The following is a 19,130-nucleotide window of genomic DNA, read 5'->3' as shown; positions in this document are numbered from 1 at the left end:
TGCAAAGGCGTCCACTCCCCCGACCCAGCATCCTCCAACGCCACCCGCTGCGACGAGGAACACCACAACTCCGGCGCCCCCTCAGCACCCACCCCCGGATCAACCGCAGCCCCCACCCGGCCCGGCACCAACACCACCAAACCCGCCACCAACCCCACCACCACCAACCAAAACCGGACCCCTACACGACCCGAATCACCACGAGAGAGAGAGAGAGAGAGAGAGACGACACCAAACCCACCTTCACACGAGACATCCCACCAACATCGGCACCCGCATCCGGGTACTTGAGCAACTATTCACGGCTAGGGACACGCGGCAGCGAGAAGATCTCGCGGTCACTGACGGTACCAACCCCGGACTTCTACAAGTCGGGACGTCGGCATCTGGAGGGACTGTGGATTTGTGTGTGTAACCGGTGTGGTCATGGCTAGTTGGTGGCCGCTGTGATGCGGTCGTGGTAGTGGATGGACAATACGTTCAGGATGTGTTTCCAGCCGTTGATCCGGCCGGTCGGGTTCGTGCGGTTCTTGTGCTTCTCGATCGACACGAGGTAGAGGACCTTGAGGGCAGACTGGTCGGTGGGGAAATGCCCTCGCCTGACCGCGGCTTTGCGGAACCGGGCGTTGAGCGACTCTATGGAATTTGTGGTGTACACGATCTGGCGTAGCTCGACTGGGAAGTTCAGGAACGGTTCGAAGTCTTCCCAGGTATCTCTCCATGTTTTGATCATCGCTGGGTAGATCGGTTCCCACCGTTCGGCGAAGGCTTCGAAGGTCACCTCGGCGGCCCCCACCGATGGGGCCGTGTAGATCTCGCGGAGCTCTCTGGTGATCTGGCCCCAGTGCTTCTTGGATGCGTAGCGCAGACTGTTGCGCACGAGGTGCACCACACAAAGCTGTACATCAACGAGAGGCCAAGAGGCCTTGGCGGCGTCGGGGAGGCCTTTGAGGCCGTCGCAGCACAGGACCAGCACGTCAGCGATGCCACGGTTGCGGAGCTCGGTCATCACGCCGAGCCAGAACTTGGATGACTCGCCGCCGGTTGGCCCGACCCACAGACCGAGAATGTCGCGTTCGCCTTCCATGGTGATGCCCATCACCACATAGACGACCCGGTTCGTGACCGAGCCGTCGCGGATCTTGATGCGGATCCCGTCCACCAACATCACCGGGTAGATGGCGTCGAGCGGGCGGGACTGCCACGCTTCGAGATCTCCCAGCACCGTGTCGGTGATCCTCGAGATCATCGACCGGTCCAGATCCTGGTCATAGACGTCGTGGAGGTGAGCGGTGATGTCACCGGTGGTGAGGCCCTTCGCGTAAAGCGAGATCACCATCTGATCTAGGCCGCACATGCGGCGCTGCCCAACCGGGACCGTCACAGGTTCGAAGGTGCCGTTACGGTCTCTGGGCACCTTCAGATCAACGTCACCGACTTCAGTTCGCACGGTCTTGGGGTAGTAGCCGTTACGGGAGTTGCCTGATCCTCTACCCTCGACCGCGTGAGGCTCATAGCCCAGATGGTCAGCGATCTCGGCTTCCAACGCGGTCTGCAACACCTCGCGGACCAGCCCGGTCAACAGGCCACCCTCGCCGGTCAACGCGACCCCATTGGCCCTGGCCTCCTCGACGAGACGGCCAGCCGCTGCCGACACCAGAGCGTCAGGCGGCAACACCAAGGCCCCCGTCACACCCTCAGCCCCTGCCGGCGTGTTCTTCGATGTAGTCATAGAAACGATCCTTCCCGGCCCGCAGCACCACGCCGCGGACCATCAGGACCACCCCGGTTACACACACGCCTCCACAGTCCCGACCGATGCAGCCGGTCTGGCTCGGTTGGAAGTCGTCGGGGATCAGGCTGGGCTCTGTCCTGGTCCGATGAAGACCAGGAGCGTCGGTGCTACTACCCGACAGCTAGTGGTGGAGCGGGTTGAGGGTTCGGGGCGGCGTTGCGCCGCATCCAAGGCCAGGGTCCAGTCTCCGGCGGGCAGGACAACGTTGCGGACGCCAACGCCTAGGACCACTACGACCAAGACCGCAGGACCCACTTCGCCATGATCGGGCGAAGGCTCCAAGACCGCCTGCAACACCACTGGATCGGGCGACGCAGCTACTCCGGTCTTGTCCAGGCTGGGACCGCCCTCGTCGGTTCGGACCTCCGGGCCTGTCGAATCAGAGCCTGGGCCGCTCCGGTGCCACGAGGCATCGGTCATCGGGGTGCCGTCACCGTCGAACCAGCAGATGCGATTGTCACCGACCTCGACACGGTCCGGGCGTCTCAGCACCGCAATGGTGTTGCGCATGGTGATGGCCCGCGCCACCCAAGCGGTCAGATCCCATTCGGCATCGGGCCATGGCAGACCGAACAGATCAGAGGGAAGGCAGTAGCCGTTGGCACGGCCCCCTTGTGACCGGCCGATCTCGTCGCCCGAAGCCAGCATCGGCACCCCCTGGGCGAACACGGTGAGGCCAAGCATCATGCGCTGACGTCGGGCTCGCGCCGACAACACGCCTGCATCGGCGGTCGGGCCTTCCAACCCACCGTTCCAGGACCGCTGACCGTGACCGTCATCGGTCGGGTCGTTGTACGACACCAGGTCTGCCACGGTGAAACCGTCGTGGGTGGCCACGGCGTTGATCGAGGTGGTGACCGCTCGACCAGGAAACGTCAGCGTTGACCCGGTTAGAGCAGCGGCCACCGCGGCGGGTGTGGAATGAGCACAGCCCAGGTCCCGGAGGCTGTCACGGCTCCGGTCGTTCCATTCCCGCCACGGATCGGGGAAACGCCCCAACCCGTACCCGTCAGAGCCGAGATCCCAGGGTTCAGCCACCAGCTTCACACCGGCCAGTTCGGGGCAAGCGGCGATGTCAGCCAGCAGTGGGTGCCCGTCGGTCGGTCCCTGATCGCCTCGGATCAGCGTGGCCGCCAGATCGAAGCGGAAACCGTCGATCCCGTAGTCGTTCACCCACCCGGCCACCGTCTCGACCACCAGGCGCCGCACCATCGGCGAGCGGGTATCCACGGCGTTCCCGCAACCAGTGACGTCATCGTCCACCAGACCGTGCTCGCCGGCGCGAAGCCGATAGGTGGCCCGGTTGTCGAAGCCACGCCACGACAGGATCGGACCAGTCCCCAGCGACCCCTCACAGGTGTGGTTGAACACGACGTCGAGCCACACCTCCAACCCCGCCTCGTGCAGGCGCTGCACAGCGCCGCGCAACTCCCAGACCGGATCCCCACCCCGAGAGGCATACCCGGCGTGCGGGGCGGCCCACGCCAGCGGGTTGTAGCCCCACACGTTCCGCTGACCGCTGAGCACCAGCGCTTGCTCACTCACGAAATGCTGCACCGGCAACAACTCGACCGCGGTCACCCCCAGCCGCAAGAGATGATCGATCACCACCGGTGCCGCCAACCCCCGGTAACCACCACGGTCCTCGACCGGGACCAGTCCGTGACGAGCGGTCAGATGGCCGACATGAGCCTCATAGACCACCGTCGCATCCCAATGGTGATTGGGGCGCGCCTCCCTCGACACCGCAGGAACCGGCGCCACCACCACCGAACGCGGCACCAACGGAGCCGAATCGACCCCCGGAGCAGTCAACTCGGCACACCATGTCAACTCGCCAGCGATGCGGCGAGCCGCCGGGTCGACCAACAGCTTGGCCGGATCACAGGCGTGACCCTCAGCGGGCCGGCCCGGACCATGGACCCGGTACCCGTAGTGCTGTCCGCCCCCAACTCCACCTACGTCAACGGTCCACTCGACACCGTCCTGACGGTTCAGGTCTACCCGGTCCGTTTCATCGCCGGCACCGTCGAACAGGCACAACTCGATGCGTTCAGCCACACCGGACTGGACCACAAAACGGGTTGAATCGGGACCGACTGTGGCCCCCAGCCGGTTCTGACCACCTCCTACCGGATGGCCGACGCCGTCCATGATCGCCTCACCCGACCTCGGGGCTGGCCTGCGATCCGAGCAGATCCAGCAACCGAACCTTGGCGCCCACGATCTCGTCGCCGAGTAGACGCTCCAACACCGGCCCGAAGAACCGGCCCTCATAACGCAGAACCACCCTCAGGTGAGACGACGGGCTGTCTCGATCCACCGGGGTCACCTCGGCATCCAGGCGCCACGGGCTGTGGCTACGACCGTCCAGCTCATGTCGTTCGAACACCACTCGTTGGTTGGGTTGGTGCACGGTGCGCACCATGCGCAGCCGCTTGGTACGGGCGACGGGACCGACACGGCCGCGCAGGTCGACGTCCCAGGCCGGGCCCTCGTGGTCGGCGTCGCTGCGAGGCTCGGCCCGGGTCACGATCTCCAACCAGCGCGGGTAGAACCCGAGGTCCTCGATCCAGGCGAAAACCCTGTCCGGGGGCACGGGGCTTCCATCTCGGCGACCAGCTCCATGTGCGCCAGTGTGGCTCATGAGCTGTCGCCCGCCGGCAGCTCCTGTCTCGGTTGCCGCAGCCGAACCCCCAATGAGGTCCCTCCCTTCACCGGATGTCAACGACATCCACGTCGGCCGCCAGGACGACCACCGATTCAAGTTCGCCGTGTCCGTGTGTACGCTGTCCTGACAGCCACAGCAGTAGCAAGGAGTCGCCATGGCCACCCCGACCACCCGAACCAGAAGGATCGATGTTCGGGTCACCGAAGCACAGGACTCCACGATCCGAGAAGCGGCGGCGCTGGCCGGCGAGACCGTGACCTCGTTCCTTCTGACCGCAGCCGAGGATCGCGCTCGGGAACTCCTGGACGAACGCCGCCACCTCACCATGAGCAATGCCGCGTTTAGTGCGCTTACCAAAGCCCTCGACGAACCGGGAGCGGCAGTGCCTGAGTTGGTCGAACTTTTCGACTTGGCACCCCTCAGCCAGACGTGACCGAGATCGTCCTGGCGCTCCTGCGCGGCACCCACGATCTAGGCGAGTTCGACTGCGGAAACGACGAGCTGAACGGCTGGCTCGAACGCCACGCCGCATCCAGCCAAAAGGCGGACCTGGCCCGAACCTACGTCGCCCTCGACGGCTCTACCATCGCTGGATACTTCAGTCTGACCACCGGGTCGGTCCGACCCGAGGATGCCCCGAGACGCATGGCCCGAGGTATGCCTCGCTACCCGATTGGCACCATCCTCATCACCCGGCTCGCCGTCGACGTCTCCTACCAACGCCAGCGCCTCGGGAGCCGACTCCTGGCCGAAGCCCTCCGTAAAGCCGTGGCTGCCAGCGATGCCGCGGCTGCGCGACTCGTCGTGGTCGATGCCATAGATGTCGACGCCGCCAACTTCTACCGCCGTTGGGGTTTCATCGAAGCGCCTGAAAACCCCAACCGGCTCTACCGCAAGGTGGCCGATATCCGGGCCAGCCTGCCACCAGACAACATCGGATAGCACCCCGGCCACCTACCCCGCGGCCGGTCACGCTGGGAGCGCTGTCGACCGTCGCTTCCACGCACAGGGGTTCCGTCCTTGCATCAGCAGGGCCGGAACCGCCCCGAGCCACCACGAGGCTCACAGAGCCGACGCTTGCTCAGCGGTCCCCCAGAGCGTCGAGCAGCTGGGCCCGCAGGGATACCACCGTGGGGTCCGACACCAGGTGGGCCAGGCGGGGGCGCGCAAGCCCGACCTTCACGTCGTCCACCACCCGGCCGGGGCGATCGGACAGGACCACCACTCGGTCGGCCAACAAGATGGCTTCCTCCACGTCGTGGGTGACCACGATCACGGTCCGGGGCGCCCGGCCGCTGTCGGGCACCCCAGGCATGGTGCTGTCTCCGGCGGCCCTGGGACCCTCAGCAAACAGCACATCCTGGAACCAGGACTGAAGCGACCGGCGGGTCAGGGCGTCCAGGGAGCCGAAGGGCTCGTCCAGCAGCATCACCGGGGCCTCGGCCAGCACCGTTCTCAGCACCGCCAAGCGCTGTCGCATTCCCCCCGAGAGCTGGCTGGGCCACGAATCCTCGAACCCTCCCAACCCGAACTGGGCCAACAGGGGCCGGGCTCGGGTCTCGGCTCGGGCCCGGAGTTGGCGCCGCGCCGCCCACGAACCTCCGCCAGCCACGTCGGCCCCCAAGGTGGCGTTGGCCAACACCCGGCGCCACGGGAGAAGTCCGTAGTTCTGGGGCATCCACCCGCATGCTCCTGGTCTGCCGACCACCGATCGGCCTCCGACCTCGACGGAGCCCGAAGTGGGAACGGTGAGGCCGGCCAGCATTCGCAACAGGGTGCTCTTGCCACAACCACTAGGGCCCACCAGGGCCACCACCTCCCCGGCGCGCACCTCCAGGGTCACATCGTCCAGGGCCAGCGTGGCGACGCCGCGCTGGCCGGGCCACTGGTGACGGATGCCCCGCAGGGCGACGTCACCAGGTTCAGCTCGGGTCGAGGAACTCACCGGTCCAAGCCTGAGTCGAGTCGAAGCCGGCTTCGACCATGCCGGCCTTCACCAAGAAGGCGGTGAACCGCTCCCAGATCTTGGCGTCCTGTTGCCCCCATGTCTCGGGGTCGGCGGAGTACTGGTCGGCCAGGAACCGAGCGCTGCGCTCGACCAGGTCCGAATCCAGGTCCGGAGCCACCTCGATCACGGCATCAGCGGCAGCCTTCGGGTCATCCATCGCCGCCTGGTAGCCGCGGCGGGTGGCGGCCAGGAAGGCCCGCAGATCCTCGGGCCGGTCCGCCATCACGTCGTCGGAGGAAGCCAGAACCGGGGTGTACCAATCGGGGATGCAGTCGGTGTGGTCGATGAAGGCGATGCGGTTCAGGTCGACTCCGTCGATCTCAGTGAGACGGATCCCGTCCCAGCCGTCATAGATCCACACCGTGTCGTATTGACCTCGCTCCATTCCGATCCGATAGTCGGCCTCTCCCACCTCGACGAATTCGACCTTGGACGGGTCGCCTCCGTCGCACGAAACCAGCTCGTGGAGCAAAGCCTCCTCCAACTGGCCACCCCAGCCACCGTAGGTGCGCCCTTCGAGGTCCCGCGGCCGTTCGATGCCGGCGCTGGCCAGCGACACCAGGCTCGACGTGTTGTGCTCGATGACGGCAGCCACCGACCGGACCGGCAGCCCCTCGGAGCGGGCCGGTACCACCTCCTCGGACACGCTCACCGCCACATCGGCCTTGCCACCAGCCAGAAGTTGGATGCTGGACGAATCGCCCGGTTCCACGAACTCCACGTCGAGGCCCGCCTCGGAATACCAGCCGCGGGCATCGGCCAGGAACATCCCCGAGTGGTTGGTGTTGGGAGTCCAGTCCAAGACCACGGTGAACTTCTCCAACTTGGCGGACCCGGTGGTTCCGGCCGCATCCTTGGTGTTGTCCGATCCGTTGTCGGAGCCGCAAGCCCCCACCACGACGGAGACCAGGACCAACACGGCCACCAAGCCACCGCGGGCGACACTTCTGGTGGCTCGTCTGGTGCCTCGGGTGGTACCCGAATGGTGCGGGTGGTGTGCGCTTCGAGCGGGCACGGCGCTGGACAGATCGTTCACGGTGATTCCTCGGGTTGGTTGGGGGAAATGCTGGGGTCGGCGAGGGCCTGGGCACCCCTCCGATCGGCACCGAGGTGGTGCCAGGGGACGGCCACACGGGCCAGGGCATCGATGACCACGAACAGGAGCGCGGTTAGCACTCCGACCAAGGCCACAGCCACGAAGATGACGTCGACGTCGTATGAGGCCTGGGCTCGTTGGATGAGCCGACCCAGCCCTGATGCCCGTACCGATCCGCCGAGATACTCCGCGATCACGGCGCCACCGATGGCATAGGTGCCAGCGATCCTCAGTCCTGAGAAGAAGTCGGGCAACGCCGATGGCACCCGAACCACGTGCAGCACCTGCCTGGGGGATCCGCCCATGGACCGCACCAGATCGACCAGCTCGGGATCGGCGCCGTCGAGACCACCAACGGTGGCGACCAGGACCGGGAACAAAACGATGAGCGCGACCAACACGATCTTGGGGGTCAAGCCGAACCCGAACCAGATCACCAGCAGCGGGGCCAGCACGATCATGGGGATCGTCTGGCTCACCGCCACCAGCGGGTACAGGACCTGGCGGGCCAGTCGAAAGCGCGCGATCAACATCGCCAACCCCACCCCCACCACCGCCCCGACGGCCAAGCCCGCCATCGCTTCCATGAGGGTCCACGCCACGTGGCCACCCAGGCGGGGCGCTATCTCCACCGCGGTTCGAGCGATCCGGCCCGGGCTGGGGAGCAGGTAGGGCTCGATGCCCCGAAGCTGCACCCACGCCTGCCATGCGGCCAGCACCAGCGCGAAGGTCAGAGCCGGGGCAACCAGGTCGTAGACCCTTCGACGCCACCCTGGCGAGCGACGTTCGGTGCGCACAGCATCGGGCACGGGCATGGATCAGTCCCGGAACGGTCCGGCCAGATCGTCGATGCCAGGCCCGGAGTCACCGGCGGACTCGGCCAGCTTGACGACGCTCACCACCGCTTCGGCCCCTGCGGTGAGGGTCGCCTCGTGCGCGGCCCGCAACGCCGCCCACACCGCATCGGGCGCGCCTTCGATGGTGGTGCCCAGGGCACCGACCTCCACGCGCAGACCAGATGAGGCCAGTGCGGCGATAGCTGCCTCGATGTTGGCGTAGGGCACGGTCGCCGTGCCGGCGGGACGGGGCAGGACTTGAAGTTCAGCGATCATCGGGATCTCCTGGGTAGGCAGCGGGCTGGTCGACGACGGTGGGCGAAGTGCGGGCTCGAGGGGACGGGTCATAGGTGCCGGTACGAGGCGGGATCCCAGAGCGCCGAACTACCCCGGGGCCAGGGCGGACCACGGCAAGGGTTCCGACCCCCACCGTCACCGTGGCCGGCCCACCGATCAGCTCATTGCTGATGGCCCGGCTGGTGCCCGCAACCAGGTCCCCATCGGTCAGCGCCCACCGCAACCCGGTCGTGGTCACCCCGAGGGCATCACCATGCATTGGCAGCAGCGACACCACCGTGCCCGCCGGGCCATCGAAGCCGGTGACGTGACCGGGACGGACCACGTCGAGACGGGCCGGGCCGAAGCGGGCCGTGACCGTGTAGCCAGCCAGCCGAGCAGCCGTCAGCAACATCACGTCTCCCAACAGGTGGTCGAGGCGTCCCCCTCCCCCGCCGACGACGTGGATCGCGGTTCTCGTGCCACCACCGAACCCACCGATGAGCTCGACCGCTAGGTCCAGGGCCAGTTCGAGGTCGGTGGCGTCCTTGTCTGCCTCGTGGCGGTGAACGGTGGCTCCGGATGCGGCCGCCGCCTTCAGTGCCCCGGGAGACACCGAATCCAGGTCACCGACCACATGGTCGACCGCGACCCCCAGGCCAATTGCTCGCTCCAGCCCCGAGTCGGCCGCCACCACCAGCGCCGCGCCCCCCACGTCGAGATGATGCCCGGCATCGGTGAGCGGGCGGTCCACGCTGGCTGGCGCCGCGAACTCGGGGTCACCGCCCACGAAGAGCAGCACCCGACGGGAGATCGTGTTGGTGGACTGGTAGTCCCCGGTCATCGCGTCCCTCCGCTGGCATTACCCAGGTCAGGTTCACGGGTCGGTGACGGTCGCCCGGAGGCGTGGCCACCCTCTCAGCCCGACTCCTCGAGCTCCCCGGCGTTCAGTTCACCCCCCACATTACCGACGCTCCCGTCATCACCGCGAAGCGAGCACCTGTATCCCCGGAACCAGCAGACAGGCGCCGCAGGCGATCCACAAGACCGGGACCACCGACGGACCGAAACCACCACCACGAAGCCAGCCACCAGCCACCGGAGGTGGCCCTTGGGTCAGAATGCGGCCATGCGCCGCACGATCTTCACCGACGAACACAACATGTTCCGCGACTCCTTCCGCCAGTTCGTAGCCCGAGAGATCACCCCCAACATCGACCAGTGGGAACGCGACGGGATCGTGCCCCGCGAGCTTTTCGCCGCGGCCGGCGCTGCCGGATTCCTGGGCACAGACGTCCCTGAGTCCCACGGCGGGGGCGGTGTCGAAGACTTCCGCTACAACCTGATCATCGGCGAAGAGGTCCAAGCCGCCGGGGCTGGAGGGGCCGGGCTCGGCATCACCCTGCACAACGACGTCTGCCTGCCGTACTTCTTGTCGCTGTGCACTCCCGAACAGAAGGACCGCTGGTTGCCCGGCATCGCCTCGGGCGAGCTGATCACCGCGGTGGCCATGACCGAACCCGGTATCGGCTCGGACCTCGCCTCCATGACCACCACCGCGGTCCGCGACGGCGACACCTACCTGGTCAACGGGTCCAAGACCTTCATCACCAACGGGATCAACGCCGACCTGATCATCACCGCCGTCAAGACCGACCCCACCCAGCGCCACAAGGGCATGAGCCTGCTGGTCATAGAACGGGGCATGGACGGGTTCGAACGGGGACGCAACCTGGAGAAGGTGGGCCTTCACAGCCAGGACACCGCCGAACTGTTCTTCACTGACGTGGCCGTACCGGCCGCCAACCTGTTGGGCACCGAAGGCCAGGGGTTCATGCACCTGGTGCACAACCTTCCCCAAGAACGGCTGTCCATAGCGGCGGCCGGTGTGGCCGGAGCCGAAGCGGCGCTGGGGTGGACCCTCGACTACGTGAAGGAGCGCACCGCCTTCGGCCAGCCCATCGGGTCGTTCCAGAACAGTCGGTTCCGCCTGGCCGAGATGCGCACCGAGATCGACCTGGCCCGGGTGTACGTGGATCGCTGCGTGGAAGCCCTGAACGCCGGTGAGCTCACCGCCGAGGAGGCCGCCCAAGCCAAATGGTGGTGCACCGAGCTCCACAAGCGGGTGGTCGACACCTGCGTACAACTCCACGGCGGCTACGGCTACATGCTGGAGTACCCGATAGCGCGCGCCTACGCCGACGTGCGCATCACCACCATCTACGGAGGCACCACCGAGATCATGAAAGAGATCGTTGGCCGATCCATGGGTCTTTGAGACATCGGGGACGTTCGGACCTGTTCCGCTCGAGTTCTTAAACCTCGATCCACCGATCGATCTTGGGTTGTGCTCGATTCTCCATGGTCACCCAGGCGAAACGGGTTCTCTGGGCGGCCACCGTTAGTGCTCGGCTGTCTGACGAGCTGAAGTCACAGGACTGGGCGGGGGTCGGGGGCAGAGCCCTTTGTGGCGGAGCCCCTGACCTGCGGAGATCGGCTTTGCCGGTCGCAGCAGCGAAGACGTCGGCCGTCAGGCCGGCTACCGAACTCCGCCGGAAGGCTGTGCCTTTCGGTGGACCCTGGCTAACGGCGCAGCAGGTCCTTGGCGATGTGGGTGATCTGGATCTCGTCGGTGCCGGCGTAGATCTGGAGGACCTTGGCGTCACGGGCCAACTGTTCGACCCGGAACTCGCTCATGTACCCGTTTCCGCCCAGGATCTGAACGGCTTCCAAGGCAACCTCGGTGGCGGCGCGGGCCGAGTACAGCTTCATGGCCGACGCCTCAGCCAAGGTCATGGTGTGGCCGTTTGCCGACATCTCGATGGTGCGGAACACCAGGTTCTCCACGTTGAGCCGAGCCACCTCCATGCGAGCCAACTTGTCTTGGATGAGCTGGAAGTCGCCGATGGGCTGGCCGAACTGGACTCGATTCTTGGCGTAGTCCACCGAGATGGTGAGGCACTCTTCGATGATGCCGAGCGCCATGGCCGCCACGCCGGACCGCTCCTGCATGAACGTGGCCTTAGCTCCCTCTCGACCACCAGCGGGTGGGTTCTCGGTCTCGCCGATGAGGCGGTCCCGGCCGACGCGGACGTCGTCGAGGAACAGTTCCCCGGTGGGCGAGGAGTGCATGCCCATCTTGCGGAGGGGCTTGGACTGCTCCAGGCCGGGCGTGCCCTTGTCCAGTACGAACGACAAGATCTTGCGGTCGGCGGGATCGTTGCCTTCGTCGAACTTGCAGATGAACACGATGGTGTCGGCGTAGGGGCCGTTGGTGATGAAGGTCTTGGACCCGTTGAGGACGTACTCGTCACCGTCGCGGCGGGCCGTGGACTTCATGGAACCGAAGGCATCCGAGCCCGAGTTGGGTTCGGTGATTGCCCAGGCACCGATCTTTTCCAAGGTGAGAAGGTCGCCGACCCAGCGTTCCTTCTGGTCGATGGTGCCCTTGGACATGATGGCGGCCGAGGTCAGCCCGACCGACACACCCATGGCGGTGACCATCCCGGGACACACCTTGCACAACTCGATGATCGGGATCATGGTCAGGGCCGCGGTGCCGCCGTCTCCATCCCGCTTGGCCTTGACGGGCGGCTCCTTGCCTTCCGCGACAGCAGCCGCGACCGAGCGCTCGAACTCGATCTGGCGCTGGTGACGGTCACGGTTGGCGACGTCGATGCCGAACTCCTTGTACATCTTTCGGAGAACGTCATAGGGCGGAGTGTCGCCGTGTTCGAACTCGTCGACGCGGGGGCGGATCTCCTTGTCGATGAAGTGGCGGGCGGCGCTACGCACCATCTCCTGCTCGTCGGTCCACTGGTACACGGCGCTACCTCCGGTCATCAGCCGGCAACCCCTGCCAGCGGTGATTCGACAACCCTACCGCACTCACTTGACCGTCTGGTCAAGTGAGTGCGGTAGGAGAGCAACGGCACCGATAGAGGTCGAGCCATGGCGTTGCTCGCCCGCGCCTAGCGCGCCTGCGGCGAGCAGGCAGTCGAGCCCACAACTCCGCCCAATGGCGGAGCCTCTCATGCGTTTGGGGGGCCAAGGGAGAGGTTCCGTAGGGTTGGCTCTACCTGTCCGCTCGTCTTTGGAGACTCGATGCGCAACCCGAAGGACTTCTTCCGCCCCCTAGCCGCCGGGGCACCCGACCCTGTTCGGGAGATCCCCTTCCGCCCGTCGCGGATGATCCACTTCTTCGACCCCAGCAACGAGAAGATGGCGGCCAAGGTGCCCGACATCGCCGCCAAGGTCGACATCATCTTGGGCAACCTGGAAGACGCCATCAAGGCCGAGAACAAGGAAGCGGCCCGCAACGGGCTGGTCCAGATCGCTAATAGCAACGACTTCGGTGACACCCAGCTTTGGACCCGGGTCAACAGCCTCGACTCCCCGTGGGTGCTCGATGACCTGATCACCCTGGTCACCGAAGCCGGCGACAAGCTCGACGTGATCATGATCCCCAAGGTCGAAGGCCCCGAGGACATCCACTACGTCGACCGAATCCTGGCCCAGCTGGAAGCCCGAGCCGGGCTGGAGCGGCCTCTGCTCATCCACGCCATCTTGGAGACTGCCCGCGGCGTCGCCAACGTCGAAGAGATCTGCTCGGCCAGCCCCCGCATGCAGGGCCTGTCCCTGGGCCCCGCTGACCTTGCCGCCAACCGGCGCATGAAGACCACCCGCGTCGGCGGCGGTCACCCCGGCTACCTGGTTCGTCAGGACCCGATCGACGGTGACATCGACAGCGCCCGCACCACCTACCAGCAGGACCTCTGGCACTACACGATCGCCCGCATGGTCGACGCCTGTGCTGCCAACGGGATTTTGCCCTTCTACGGCCCCTTCGGCGACATCAAGGACGTGGTCGCCTGCGAGGACCAGTTCCGCAACGCCTTCCTGCTCGGCTGCGTGGGCGCCTGGAGCCTGCACCCCGTGCAGATCGACATCGCCAAGCGGGTCTTCTCGCCCGACCCGGCCGACGTGGCCCACGCCCAGCACGTGATCGAGGCCATGGGCGACGGCCGCGGCGCGGTGATGATCGACGGGAAGATGGAAGACGACGCCTCGGTCAAGCAGTGCCACGTGATGGTCGACCTGGCCCGGCAACTGGCCGCCCGTGACGCCGACGTGGCCGAGCGCTACCGCTCCGCCGGCCTGGAGGTAGGCCAAGGGCATCGACGCCGACGCCCTGATCCTCGACCTCGAGGACGCCGTGGCCCCCGACGCCAAGGCCGAGGCCCGAGACCGGGTCTGCGCCGCGGCCGCGTCAGGTGACTACGGCTCCAAAGAGGTGACCATCCGGGTCAACGGGCTCGACACGCAGTGGCATGCCGCCGACATCGCCGCCGCTGCTCAGGCTGGTCCGGCCGCGGTGGTGGTCCCCAAGGTCTCGTCGGTGGCCGATGTGGCCGCCATCGAAGCGGGCCTGGAAGCCGGCGGCGCCCCGGACCACACCAAGATCTGGGCCATGGTCGAGACGCCGATCGCCATGCTCCACGCCGAGGAGATCGCCGCCGCGTCGGACCGTCTCACCGTCCTGGTGATGGGCACCAACGACCTGGCCAAGGAGCTGCACGCCGAGCACGTGCCCGGCCGCCAGCCGCTGCTCACCGGTCTCGGCCTGTGCCTGCTGGCGGCCCGGGCCACCGGCAAGGTGATCCTCGACGGCGTCTACAACGACATCAAGGACGACGCCGGGTTCGAGGCCGAATGCCTACAGGGTCGCCAACTGGGCTTCGACGGCAAGACGCTCATCCACCCCAGCCAGGTGGAGCCGGCCAACCGGATCTGGGCCCCCTCCCCCGAGGCGGTGGACGACGCCCGCACCCTGATCGCCACCTTTGAGGAGGCGATCGCCGCCGGCAAGGGAGTGGTCACCCACAACGGCCGCATGATCGAGAACCTCCACGTCGACAACGCCCGGCGAGTGCTGGCCGTGGCCGACGCCATCGCCGCCCGCCAAGCCTGACAGAGGACATCAGGACGGTGGTCGAGGTGAAGGCGATCGACGCAGTCGTTGTCGGTGCCGGAACCGCGGGCGCCAACGCGGCCTACCAACTGGCCCGACGGGGTCTCACCGTGGCGCTGGTGGAACGACGGGCCGCGGAGGACGGCGGCGCTCAGTGGACCAACGGGGTTCTGGACTGGCAGTTCGAGCGGGCCGGGATCGAGCCGCCATCGGGCCCAGAACGGGTGGCTGCCAACGCCGTGACCCACATCGTGGGTCCCGACGGCCAGCACGGGGTGACGTTGAGATCTCCGACCGTCACCGCTGACATGGGCCTCCTCGGTCGGCGCCTGCGGTCGCTGGCCCTAGACGCCGGGGTAGTGCTCATCGACCGGGCCGAGCACCTGTCGGTCGAGGTGACCCACGGCCGCGTGAGGCGGTGGAGGTGACCGCTCCTGACGGTGCCCGACGATCGGCTCGCACCGCTTCGAGGCCCCTCTTCGTCGACGCCTCCGGGGTGACGTGGGGTGCTGCGCCAGCACGTTCACCGGCGCTTGCCCCGTGGTGCCCATCGGTGCGGGGCGACAGAGCTGTGTTCGGCGGCCGACGTACACCTGAGCATCGAGGACCCGATGGCGCCCGGCGGTTTCTGGAATCCCACCGGCGCCCGGCCGGGCCAGACCGTCACCGCCGTCGGAGTCAACGGTGGCTTCTCGACCGTGGCAGTTACCGTCACCGAAGAACTGGACCATGCCCGGGTGCTGGTCGGCTGCCTTGCAACGGGCCGCTACGGCACCGGCCCCAAGATGTTGAGCGAACTTCGGGCTCGCCAGCCCTGGCTCGGCTATCAGCGCTCGGGAGGCTTCGGCGTAATCCCCCTTCGCCGCCCATACCCACGCTTCACCGCTCCCGGGCTGGCCCTAGTCGGTGACGCCGCCTGCCAGGTGTTCCCCGCCCACGGGTCAGGCATCGGGATCGGACTGATCGCTGGAACGATGCTGGCCGACGCCGTCGCCGACGCTGCCGACCCTGGCGACGAGCGGACGCTGTGGCGCTACCAGGCTGGGTTTCAACACGAATTCGGCGGAGTCTTGTTGGCGTCGGACATCTTCCGTCGGCTGAGCACCGAGATGGGAACCAGCGGCGCGCCGCCCTGGTCGCCGCCGGGCTGATGACCGAACCGATGGCCCGTGCCGGGCTCGACCAGCGCTGGCCCAACCTCGACCCCGAGCCCGCCGAGATGGCCTCGCTCGCCGGCGCCTGGCGACGGCACCCGGTCTGGCCCGCCAGATGCTGCCCCGGCTGGCCCGCGCCCAGTGGGCTGGCCGCATTGCCCGCCGGTTCCCCGACCAGGTCGACCTGGCCGCCCTCAGGCGTTGGGATCGCCGCGTCGACCGCCTGGTGGGAGCGCTCCCGGGCTGATCATCGAGCGGGTTCCCGTCGGGGTCAGGGTTCGACCCTGGGATGGGCCGACAGGAAGGACCAGACCACCTCACTGGCGTCCAGGTCCTGATAGGCCGGGCCGAGTCGACGCTCGGAGATGTCGGCCTGTTCGTGCCCCATCCATGCGTGGTTGGCACCGGCGACAACGATCAACTGAACATCGACACCCTCGGGACAGCCCCGCCAAGATTCGACGGTCACATCTGATTGCCTGGCCGCCGGTGATGCTGCGGGCTCGTCCCCACCGGTGCAACCGTTGGCTTCGGCCAGAGAGGCCAGACCATCTCTTACCGGCGGGAAATCGACCCCTACCAGGCTTTGGTCACCGGCGCCTCCCTCCAGCTTCACGTTCTCGTCGTCGGCGCCATGGATAGCCAGCGCCGACACCGGGGTTTCGACGCGGCAATGGGGTATGAACAAGGTTCCGGCCTGGAACGCAACCGCGGCGACCTTCGAGCTCAGCTCGCAAGCCAAGCGCATTGACAAGATCCCACCGTTGCTGTGGCCGGTGACGAACACACGATCGTCGTCGACTCGATACTTGGCGGAGAGGGTGTCGATCAGCGTTTCGATGAAGGCGACATCGTCCACGTCGTTTTGGTCCTCGGCCGCGCTGGCGCAACATCCGCCCCCATTCCACACCGCCCGCTCTGGGTTGGAGCGGATCGGCGTTCCGTCGGGGAAAACGGCCAGGAACCCGTTGGCCTCGGCCAGCTCCACCAGGCCCGACGACTCACCGAACTGCATTCCGTTGCCGAGCCCTCCGTGCAGACCGACGAGCAGCGCCACGTTGTCGTCGGGCAACGAAGTCGGAACGTACAGGTGGTAGGTGCGGGGCCTTCCATCGGCGGTGACGATCTCGCCATCGATCGTGTCTCCTACCGCCCGAACCGCCGGCCTCACATCGAGGTCGAGCACCGCTGGACTCAGCGCCCCCGGCGGTGTGGTGGAGGTGGCCGGCGACGTCGACGTAACGGACCCCTGGCTCCGGGTACACGAACCGCCCAGGGCAGCGACCGCAACTGCGACCGTCGACACCAACCACCTCGACGTCGATAGACGTCGACGTGGCGGGAAGCTCGATCGAGACCGGACTGTGCGTTCCGTGCCATAGGGGGTGGCCACACCGCGAGCCTACGACTCCCCAATGTCGATGCCCGGCGGTACGGTGCGGGCATGGATCGACCACTCCTACTCTGCGCTGACGGCTCGCACCACTCGAACCTCGCCCTGCGGGCCGGGATCGATCTGGTGGGCACCGACGGACCGATGATCGTGTTGACAGTTGTCCATGAGCCCGATCCCATGCTCGTCACCGGCACCGGCATCGCTGGCGGAGTCATGTCCGCTGAGGCCTTCGACGCCCAGGTGAAGGCCAATGCCGAAGAGGGCGAACGCCTGGCCCGAGAGGTGGCCTCCGAGTTGGGGCTCGACGCGGTCGAGATCCGGGTCCTGGCCGGCGAGCCCGGGGCCCAGATCCTGGCCTTCGCCGAGGAGGTCCATGCCCGGGGCGTGGTCCTGGGGACCAGGGGTCACGGTGGGCTGCGCCGGGCCCTGCTCGGATCGGTGTCGGACCACATCGTCCGCCACGCCACATGCCCGGTGATCATCACCAGTCACCCTGAGGAGGCGAGCTGATAGGCGAGCCGACCCATAAATGCGGCATGGCTAGATCGAGGCGAAGCCTCGGTCTGATTACCCTCGCAGCGACGACGACTGGACCTATCCGCTCGGGTCCTGAGGGTGAGACCTGACCATCAACCGACTGACCACCTGATCGACCGACCGGCGGACGGAGGAAAGCTCTGTGAAGAAGCTGGAAGTGGCCGTGGTACCGATGTACTTCGCCACCATGGGTCTCGAACACCTGCACCATCGGGCACGAGCCGCCCGGATCGGCCCTCGCCCCGGCGACTACGAACGGCGCGACACGCTCACCAGCCTGGCCATGGGGACCGCCAGCCTTCTCGTGCCGATGGTTGCTCCCCGCCTGCTGGCACCGATAACGCCGGGTAAGGGCAGACACGCCAAGAAGCTGGTGGCCGGGGCTTTGGTGGCAGGCGTGATGACCACCATCGCCGACGCTGTCGCCCGACGGGCCGAAGACGAGTCCGCCCAGATCCCCGATCCAGATCTCGAAGCTCCGCTCGCCGATGCTCCGTCGCCGGCCGCGGTCCTGGCCCGCCAGGCTGGAGCCGCCTATGCCGATCGACCGGCGCCAACCGGTCGCGACCGGCTCCGTCAACGGGCTCGACGGGCTCGAAAGGTCGCCTCGCTCGGAGGCGTGGCCACGGTGGCGACGACCGGTGTGGCGGCCACCACGGCCTGGGGCCACGCCACCCGACCGAGCGCCATGTGGAGAAGGCGAGTCCTTCCCGACCTCGGTTCAGGTGTGATCGGCTGGACCGTAGCCATGGTGGGATGGGACCTCATCTACTACTGGAACCACCGGATCTGGCACGAGCATCGCTTCATGTGGGCCAACCACGTGATGCACCACTCCAGCGAGCGCTACAACCTGTCCACCGCGCTCCGCCAGGCCGTAACCGACCCGTTCCTCTTGAACGTCCCCTACAACACGTTGTCCCTACTGGGTATCCGACCGGACATGGTGGCCACGTCCCGCTCGTTGAACTTGATCTACCAATACTGGATCCACACCGATGCCATCGACCGGATAGGCCCGCTCGAGGCGGTGGCCAACACACCCTCCCACCACCGGGTTCACCACGGTGTCAACCCGCAGTACATAGACCGCAACCACGGCGGGATCCTCATCGCCTGGGACCGCATCTTCGGTACCTTCGAGCCCGAGGACGAGACGGTGGTGTACGGCCTGACCACCAACATCAACACCTTCAACCCTCTGCGCGTCGCCACCCACGAGTACAAGGACATGTTCCGCGACGTGTACCGCTCGACGACCTGGGCCGATCGCTGGTCCTTCGTGTTGCGCGGACCGGGCTGGGCTTATGACCGTCATCGCCGGGACGCCTCCGCCCACGCCCCTGAACCTCAGATCTCCTGATCGACAGCCCCGGTCCGGTCCGGGGTC

General features: G+C 66.8%; 19 protein-coding genes and 1 riboswitch. Of the genes, 9 read left to right on the top strand and 10 right to left on the bottom strand.

Annotated features, from left to right (window positions below; translation table 11 throughout):
• Positions 1 to 430: 430 nt before the first annotated feature.
• The 3 genes from IPG97_09445 to IPG97_09435 form a co-directional block, all read right to left on the bottom strand.
• Positions 431 to 1,693 (bottom strand): IS256 family transposase, encoded by a 1,263-nt coding sequence (locus IPG97_09445; GenBank protein ID MBK6856749.1) that lies wholly within the window; start codon positions 1,691 to 1,693, stop codon positions 431 to 433.
• 162 nt (positions 1,694 to 1,855) lie between these two features.
• Positions 1,856 to 3,949, bottom strand: a complete 2,094-nt coding sequence (locus tag IPG97_09440) for a glycogen debranching enzyme GlgX (protein ID MBK6856748.1) — start codon at positions 3,947 to 3,949, stop codon at positions 1,856 to 1,858.
• Positions 3,950 to 3,956: 7 nt separating this feature from the next.
• Entirely contained in the window at positions 3,957 to 4,394 is a 438-nt protein-coding gene (locus IPG97_09435; protein ID MBK6856747.1) for an SRPBCC family protein, read from the bottom strand.
• Positions 4,395 to 4,620: 226 nt separating this feature from the next.
• Between IPG97_09435 and IPG97_09430 the strand changes: the two genes are divergently transcribed.
• Both IPG97_09430 and IPG97_09425 read left to right on the top strand, forming a co-directional pair.
• Positions 4,621 to 4,899: a DUF1778 domain-containing protein gene (locus IPG97_09430; GenBank protein MBK6856746.1), complete on the top strand. Its 279-nt coding sequence runs from the start codon at positions 4,621 to 4,623 to the stop codon at positions 4,897 to 4,899.
• A complete protein-coding gene (locus IPG97_09425; protein MBK6856745.1) occupies positions 4,896 to 5,408 on the top strand; it encodes a GNAT family N-acetyltransferase in 513 nt (170 codons plus the stop codon). The genes IPG97_09430 and IPG97_09425 overlap by 4 nt, the downstream gene beginning before the upstream one ends.
• Positions 5,409 to 5,547: 139 nt before the next feature.
• Here the strand turns inward: IPG97_09425 and IPG97_09420 are convergent, their stop codons facing one another.
• The 5 genes from IPG97_09420 to IPG97_09400 form a co-directional block, all read right to left on the bottom strand.
• A complete protein-coding gene (locus IPG97_09420; GenBank protein MBK6856744.1) occupies positions 5,548 to 6,372 on the bottom strand; it encodes an ABC transporter ATP-binding protein in 825 nt (274 codons plus the stop codon).
• Between the two features lie 16 nt (positions 6,373 to 6,388).
• Entirely contained in the window at positions 6,389 to 7,402 is a 1,014-nt protein-coding gene (locus IPG97_09415; GenBank protein ID MBK6856743.1) for an ABC transporter substrate-binding protein, read from the bottom strand.
• 104 nt (positions 7,403 to 7,506) lie between these two features.
• Positions 7,507 to 8,385: an ABC transporter permease gene (locus IPG97_09410; GenBank protein ID MBK6856742.1), complete on the bottom strand. Its 879-nt coding sequence runs from the start codon at positions 8,383 to 8,385 to the stop codon at positions 7,507 to 7,509.
• A 3-nt stretch (positions 8,386 to 8,388) separates the two neighbouring features.
• The gene (locus tag IPG97_09405; GenBank protein ID MBK6856741.1) at positions 8,389 to 8,682 is read right to left on the bottom strand and encodes a thiamine-binding protein; all 294 of its coding nucleotides are present in this window, start codon (positions 8,680 to 8,682) and stop codon (positions 8,389 to 8,391) included.
• Positions 8,672 to 9,526, bottom strand: a complete 855-nt coding sequence (locus tag IPG97_09400; protein MBK6856740.1) for a thiamine diphosphokinase — start codon at positions 9,524 to 9,526, stop codon at positions 8,672 to 8,674. Before IPG97_09400 ends, IPG97_09405 begins: the two co-directional genes overlap by 11 nt.
• Positions 9,513 to 9,635: riboswitch (TPP riboswitch) on the bottom strand. Its footprint overlaps the gene before it by 14 nt.
• Positions 9,636 to 9,811: 176 nt before the next feature.
• Between IPG97_09400 and IPG97_09395 the strand changes: the two genes are divergently transcribed.
• Complete coding sequence (locus IPG97_09395) at positions 9,812 to 10,960, top strand: acyl-CoA dehydrogenase family protein (GenBank protein ID MBK6856739.1); 1,149 nt, start codon at positions 9,812 to 9,814, stop codon at positions 10,958 to 10,960.
• 305 nt (positions 10,961 to 11,265) lie between these two features.
• Here IPG97_09395 and IPG97_09390 read toward each other — a convergent pair whose 3' ends face one another.
• On the bottom strand, positions 11,266 to 12,507 hold the full coding sequence (locus tag IPG97_09390; GenBank protein MBK6856738.1) for an acyl-CoA dehydrogenase family protein: 1,242 nt from the start codon (positions 12,505 to 12,507) through the stop codon (positions 11,266 to 11,268).
• Between the two features lie 279 nt (positions 12,508 to 12,786).
• Between IPG97_09390 and IPG97_09385 the strand changes: the two genes are divergently transcribed.
• The 4 genes from IPG97_09385 to IPG97_09370 all read left to right on the top strand — a co-directional run bounded on the left by IPG97_09385 (position 12,787) and on the right by IPG97_09370 (position 15,804).
• Positions 12,787 to 13,959, top strand: coding sequence for a CoA ester lyase (locus IPG97_09385; GenBank protein ID MBK6856737.1), 1,173 nt, complete (start codon positions 12,787 to 12,789; stop codon positions 13,957 to 13,959).
• Positions 13,859 to 14,653 carry a CoA ester lyase gene (locus IPG97_09380; protein MBK6856736.1) on the top strand — a complete coding sequence of 265 codons (795 nt, stop codon included), beginning with the start codon at positions 13,859 to 13,861 and terminating at the stop codon, positions 14,651 to 14,653. The genes IPG97_09385 and IPG97_09380 overlap by 101 nt, the downstream gene beginning before the upstream one ends.
• A 26-nt stretch (positions 14,654 to 14,679) precedes the next feature.
• Complete coding sequence (locus IPG97_09375; GenBank protein MBK6856735.1) at positions 14,680 to 15,081, top strand: FAD-dependent oxidoreductase; 402 nt, start codon at positions 14,680 to 14,682, stop codon at positions 15,079 to 15,081.
• A gap of 78 nt (positions 15,082 to 15,159) precedes the next feature.
• Positions 15,160 to 15,804, top strand: coding sequence for a hypothetical protein (locus IPG97_09370; protein ID MBK6856734.1), 645 nt, complete (start codon positions 15,160 to 15,162; stop codon positions 15,802 to 15,804).
• 274 nt (positions 15,805 to 16,078) lie between these two features.
• Here IPG97_09370 and IPG97_09365 read toward each other — a convergent pair whose 3' ends face one another.
• On the bottom strand, positions 16,079 to 17,113 hold the full coding sequence (locus IPG97_09365; protein MBK6856733.1) for a hypothetical protein: 1,035 nt from the start codon (positions 17,111 to 17,113) through the stop codon (positions 16,079 to 16,081).
• Positions 17,114 to 17,251: 138 nt separating this feature from the next.
• Here IPG97_09365 and IPG97_09360 point away from each other — a divergent pair, with 138 nt between their 5' ends.
• Complete coding sequence (locus tag IPG97_09360; GenBank protein MBK6856732.1) at positions 17,252 to 17,713, top strand: universal stress protein; 462 nt, start codon at positions 17,252 to 17,254, stop codon at positions 17,711 to 17,713.
• A gap of 214 nt (positions 17,714 to 17,927) precedes the next feature.
• Complete coding sequence (locus IPG97_09355) at positions 17,928 to 19,103, top strand: sterol desaturase family protein (protein MBK6856731.1); 1,176 nt, start codon at positions 17,928 to 17,930, stop codon at positions 19,101 to 19,103.
• Positions 19,104 to 19,130 lie beyond the last annotated feature (27 nt).

It is taken from the genome of Microthrixaceae bacterium, assembly GCA_016702505.1.
GTDB lineage: Bacteria > Actinomycetota > Acidimicrobiia > Acidimicrobiales > Iamiaceae > Aquihabitans.
This window is presented reverse-complemented; position numbering and strand designations above follow the sequence as displayed.

What these genes read in the sequence shown, in the direction of transcription:
- IPG97_09440 (MBK6856748.1), bottom strand. Translation starts at nt 3,949, where the DNA reads ATGGACGGCGTCGGCCATCCGGTAGGAGGTGGTCAGAACCGGCTGGGG.
- IPG97_09430 (MBK6856746.1), top strand. Translation starts at nt 4,621, where the DNA reads ATGGCCACCCCGACCACCCGAACCAGAAGGATCGATGTTCGGGTCACC.
- IPG97_09410 (MBK6856742.1), bottom strand. Translation starts at nt 8,385, where the DNA reads ATGCCCGTGCCCGATGCTGTGCGCACCGAACGTCGCTCGCCAGGGTGG.
- IPG97_09405 (MBK6856741.1), bottom strand. Translation starts at nt 8,682, where the DNA reads ATGATCGCTGAACTTCAAGTCCTGCCCCGTCCCGCCGGCACGGCGACC.
- IPG97_09400 (MBK6856740.1), bottom strand. Translation starts at nt 9,526, where the DNA reads ATGACCGGGGACTACCAGTCCACCAACACGATCTCCCGTCGGGTGCTG.
- IPG97_09395 (MBK6856739.1), top strand. Translation starts at nt 9,812, where the DNA reads ATGCGCCGCACGATCTTCACCGACGAACACAACATGTTCCGCGACTCC.
- IPG97_09385 (MBK6856737.1), top strand. Translation starts at nt 12,787, where the DNA reads ATGCGCAACCCGAAGGACTTCTTCCGCCCCCTAGCCGCCGGGGCACCC.
- IPG97_09360 (MBK6856732.1), top strand. Translation starts at nt 17,252, where the DNA reads ATGGATCGACCACTCCTACTCTGCGCTGACGGCTCGCACCACTCGAAC.
- IPG97_09355 (MBK6856731.1), top strand. Translation starts at nt 17,928, where the DNA reads ATGGGTCTCGAACACCTGCACCATCGGGCACGAGCCGCCCGGATCGGC.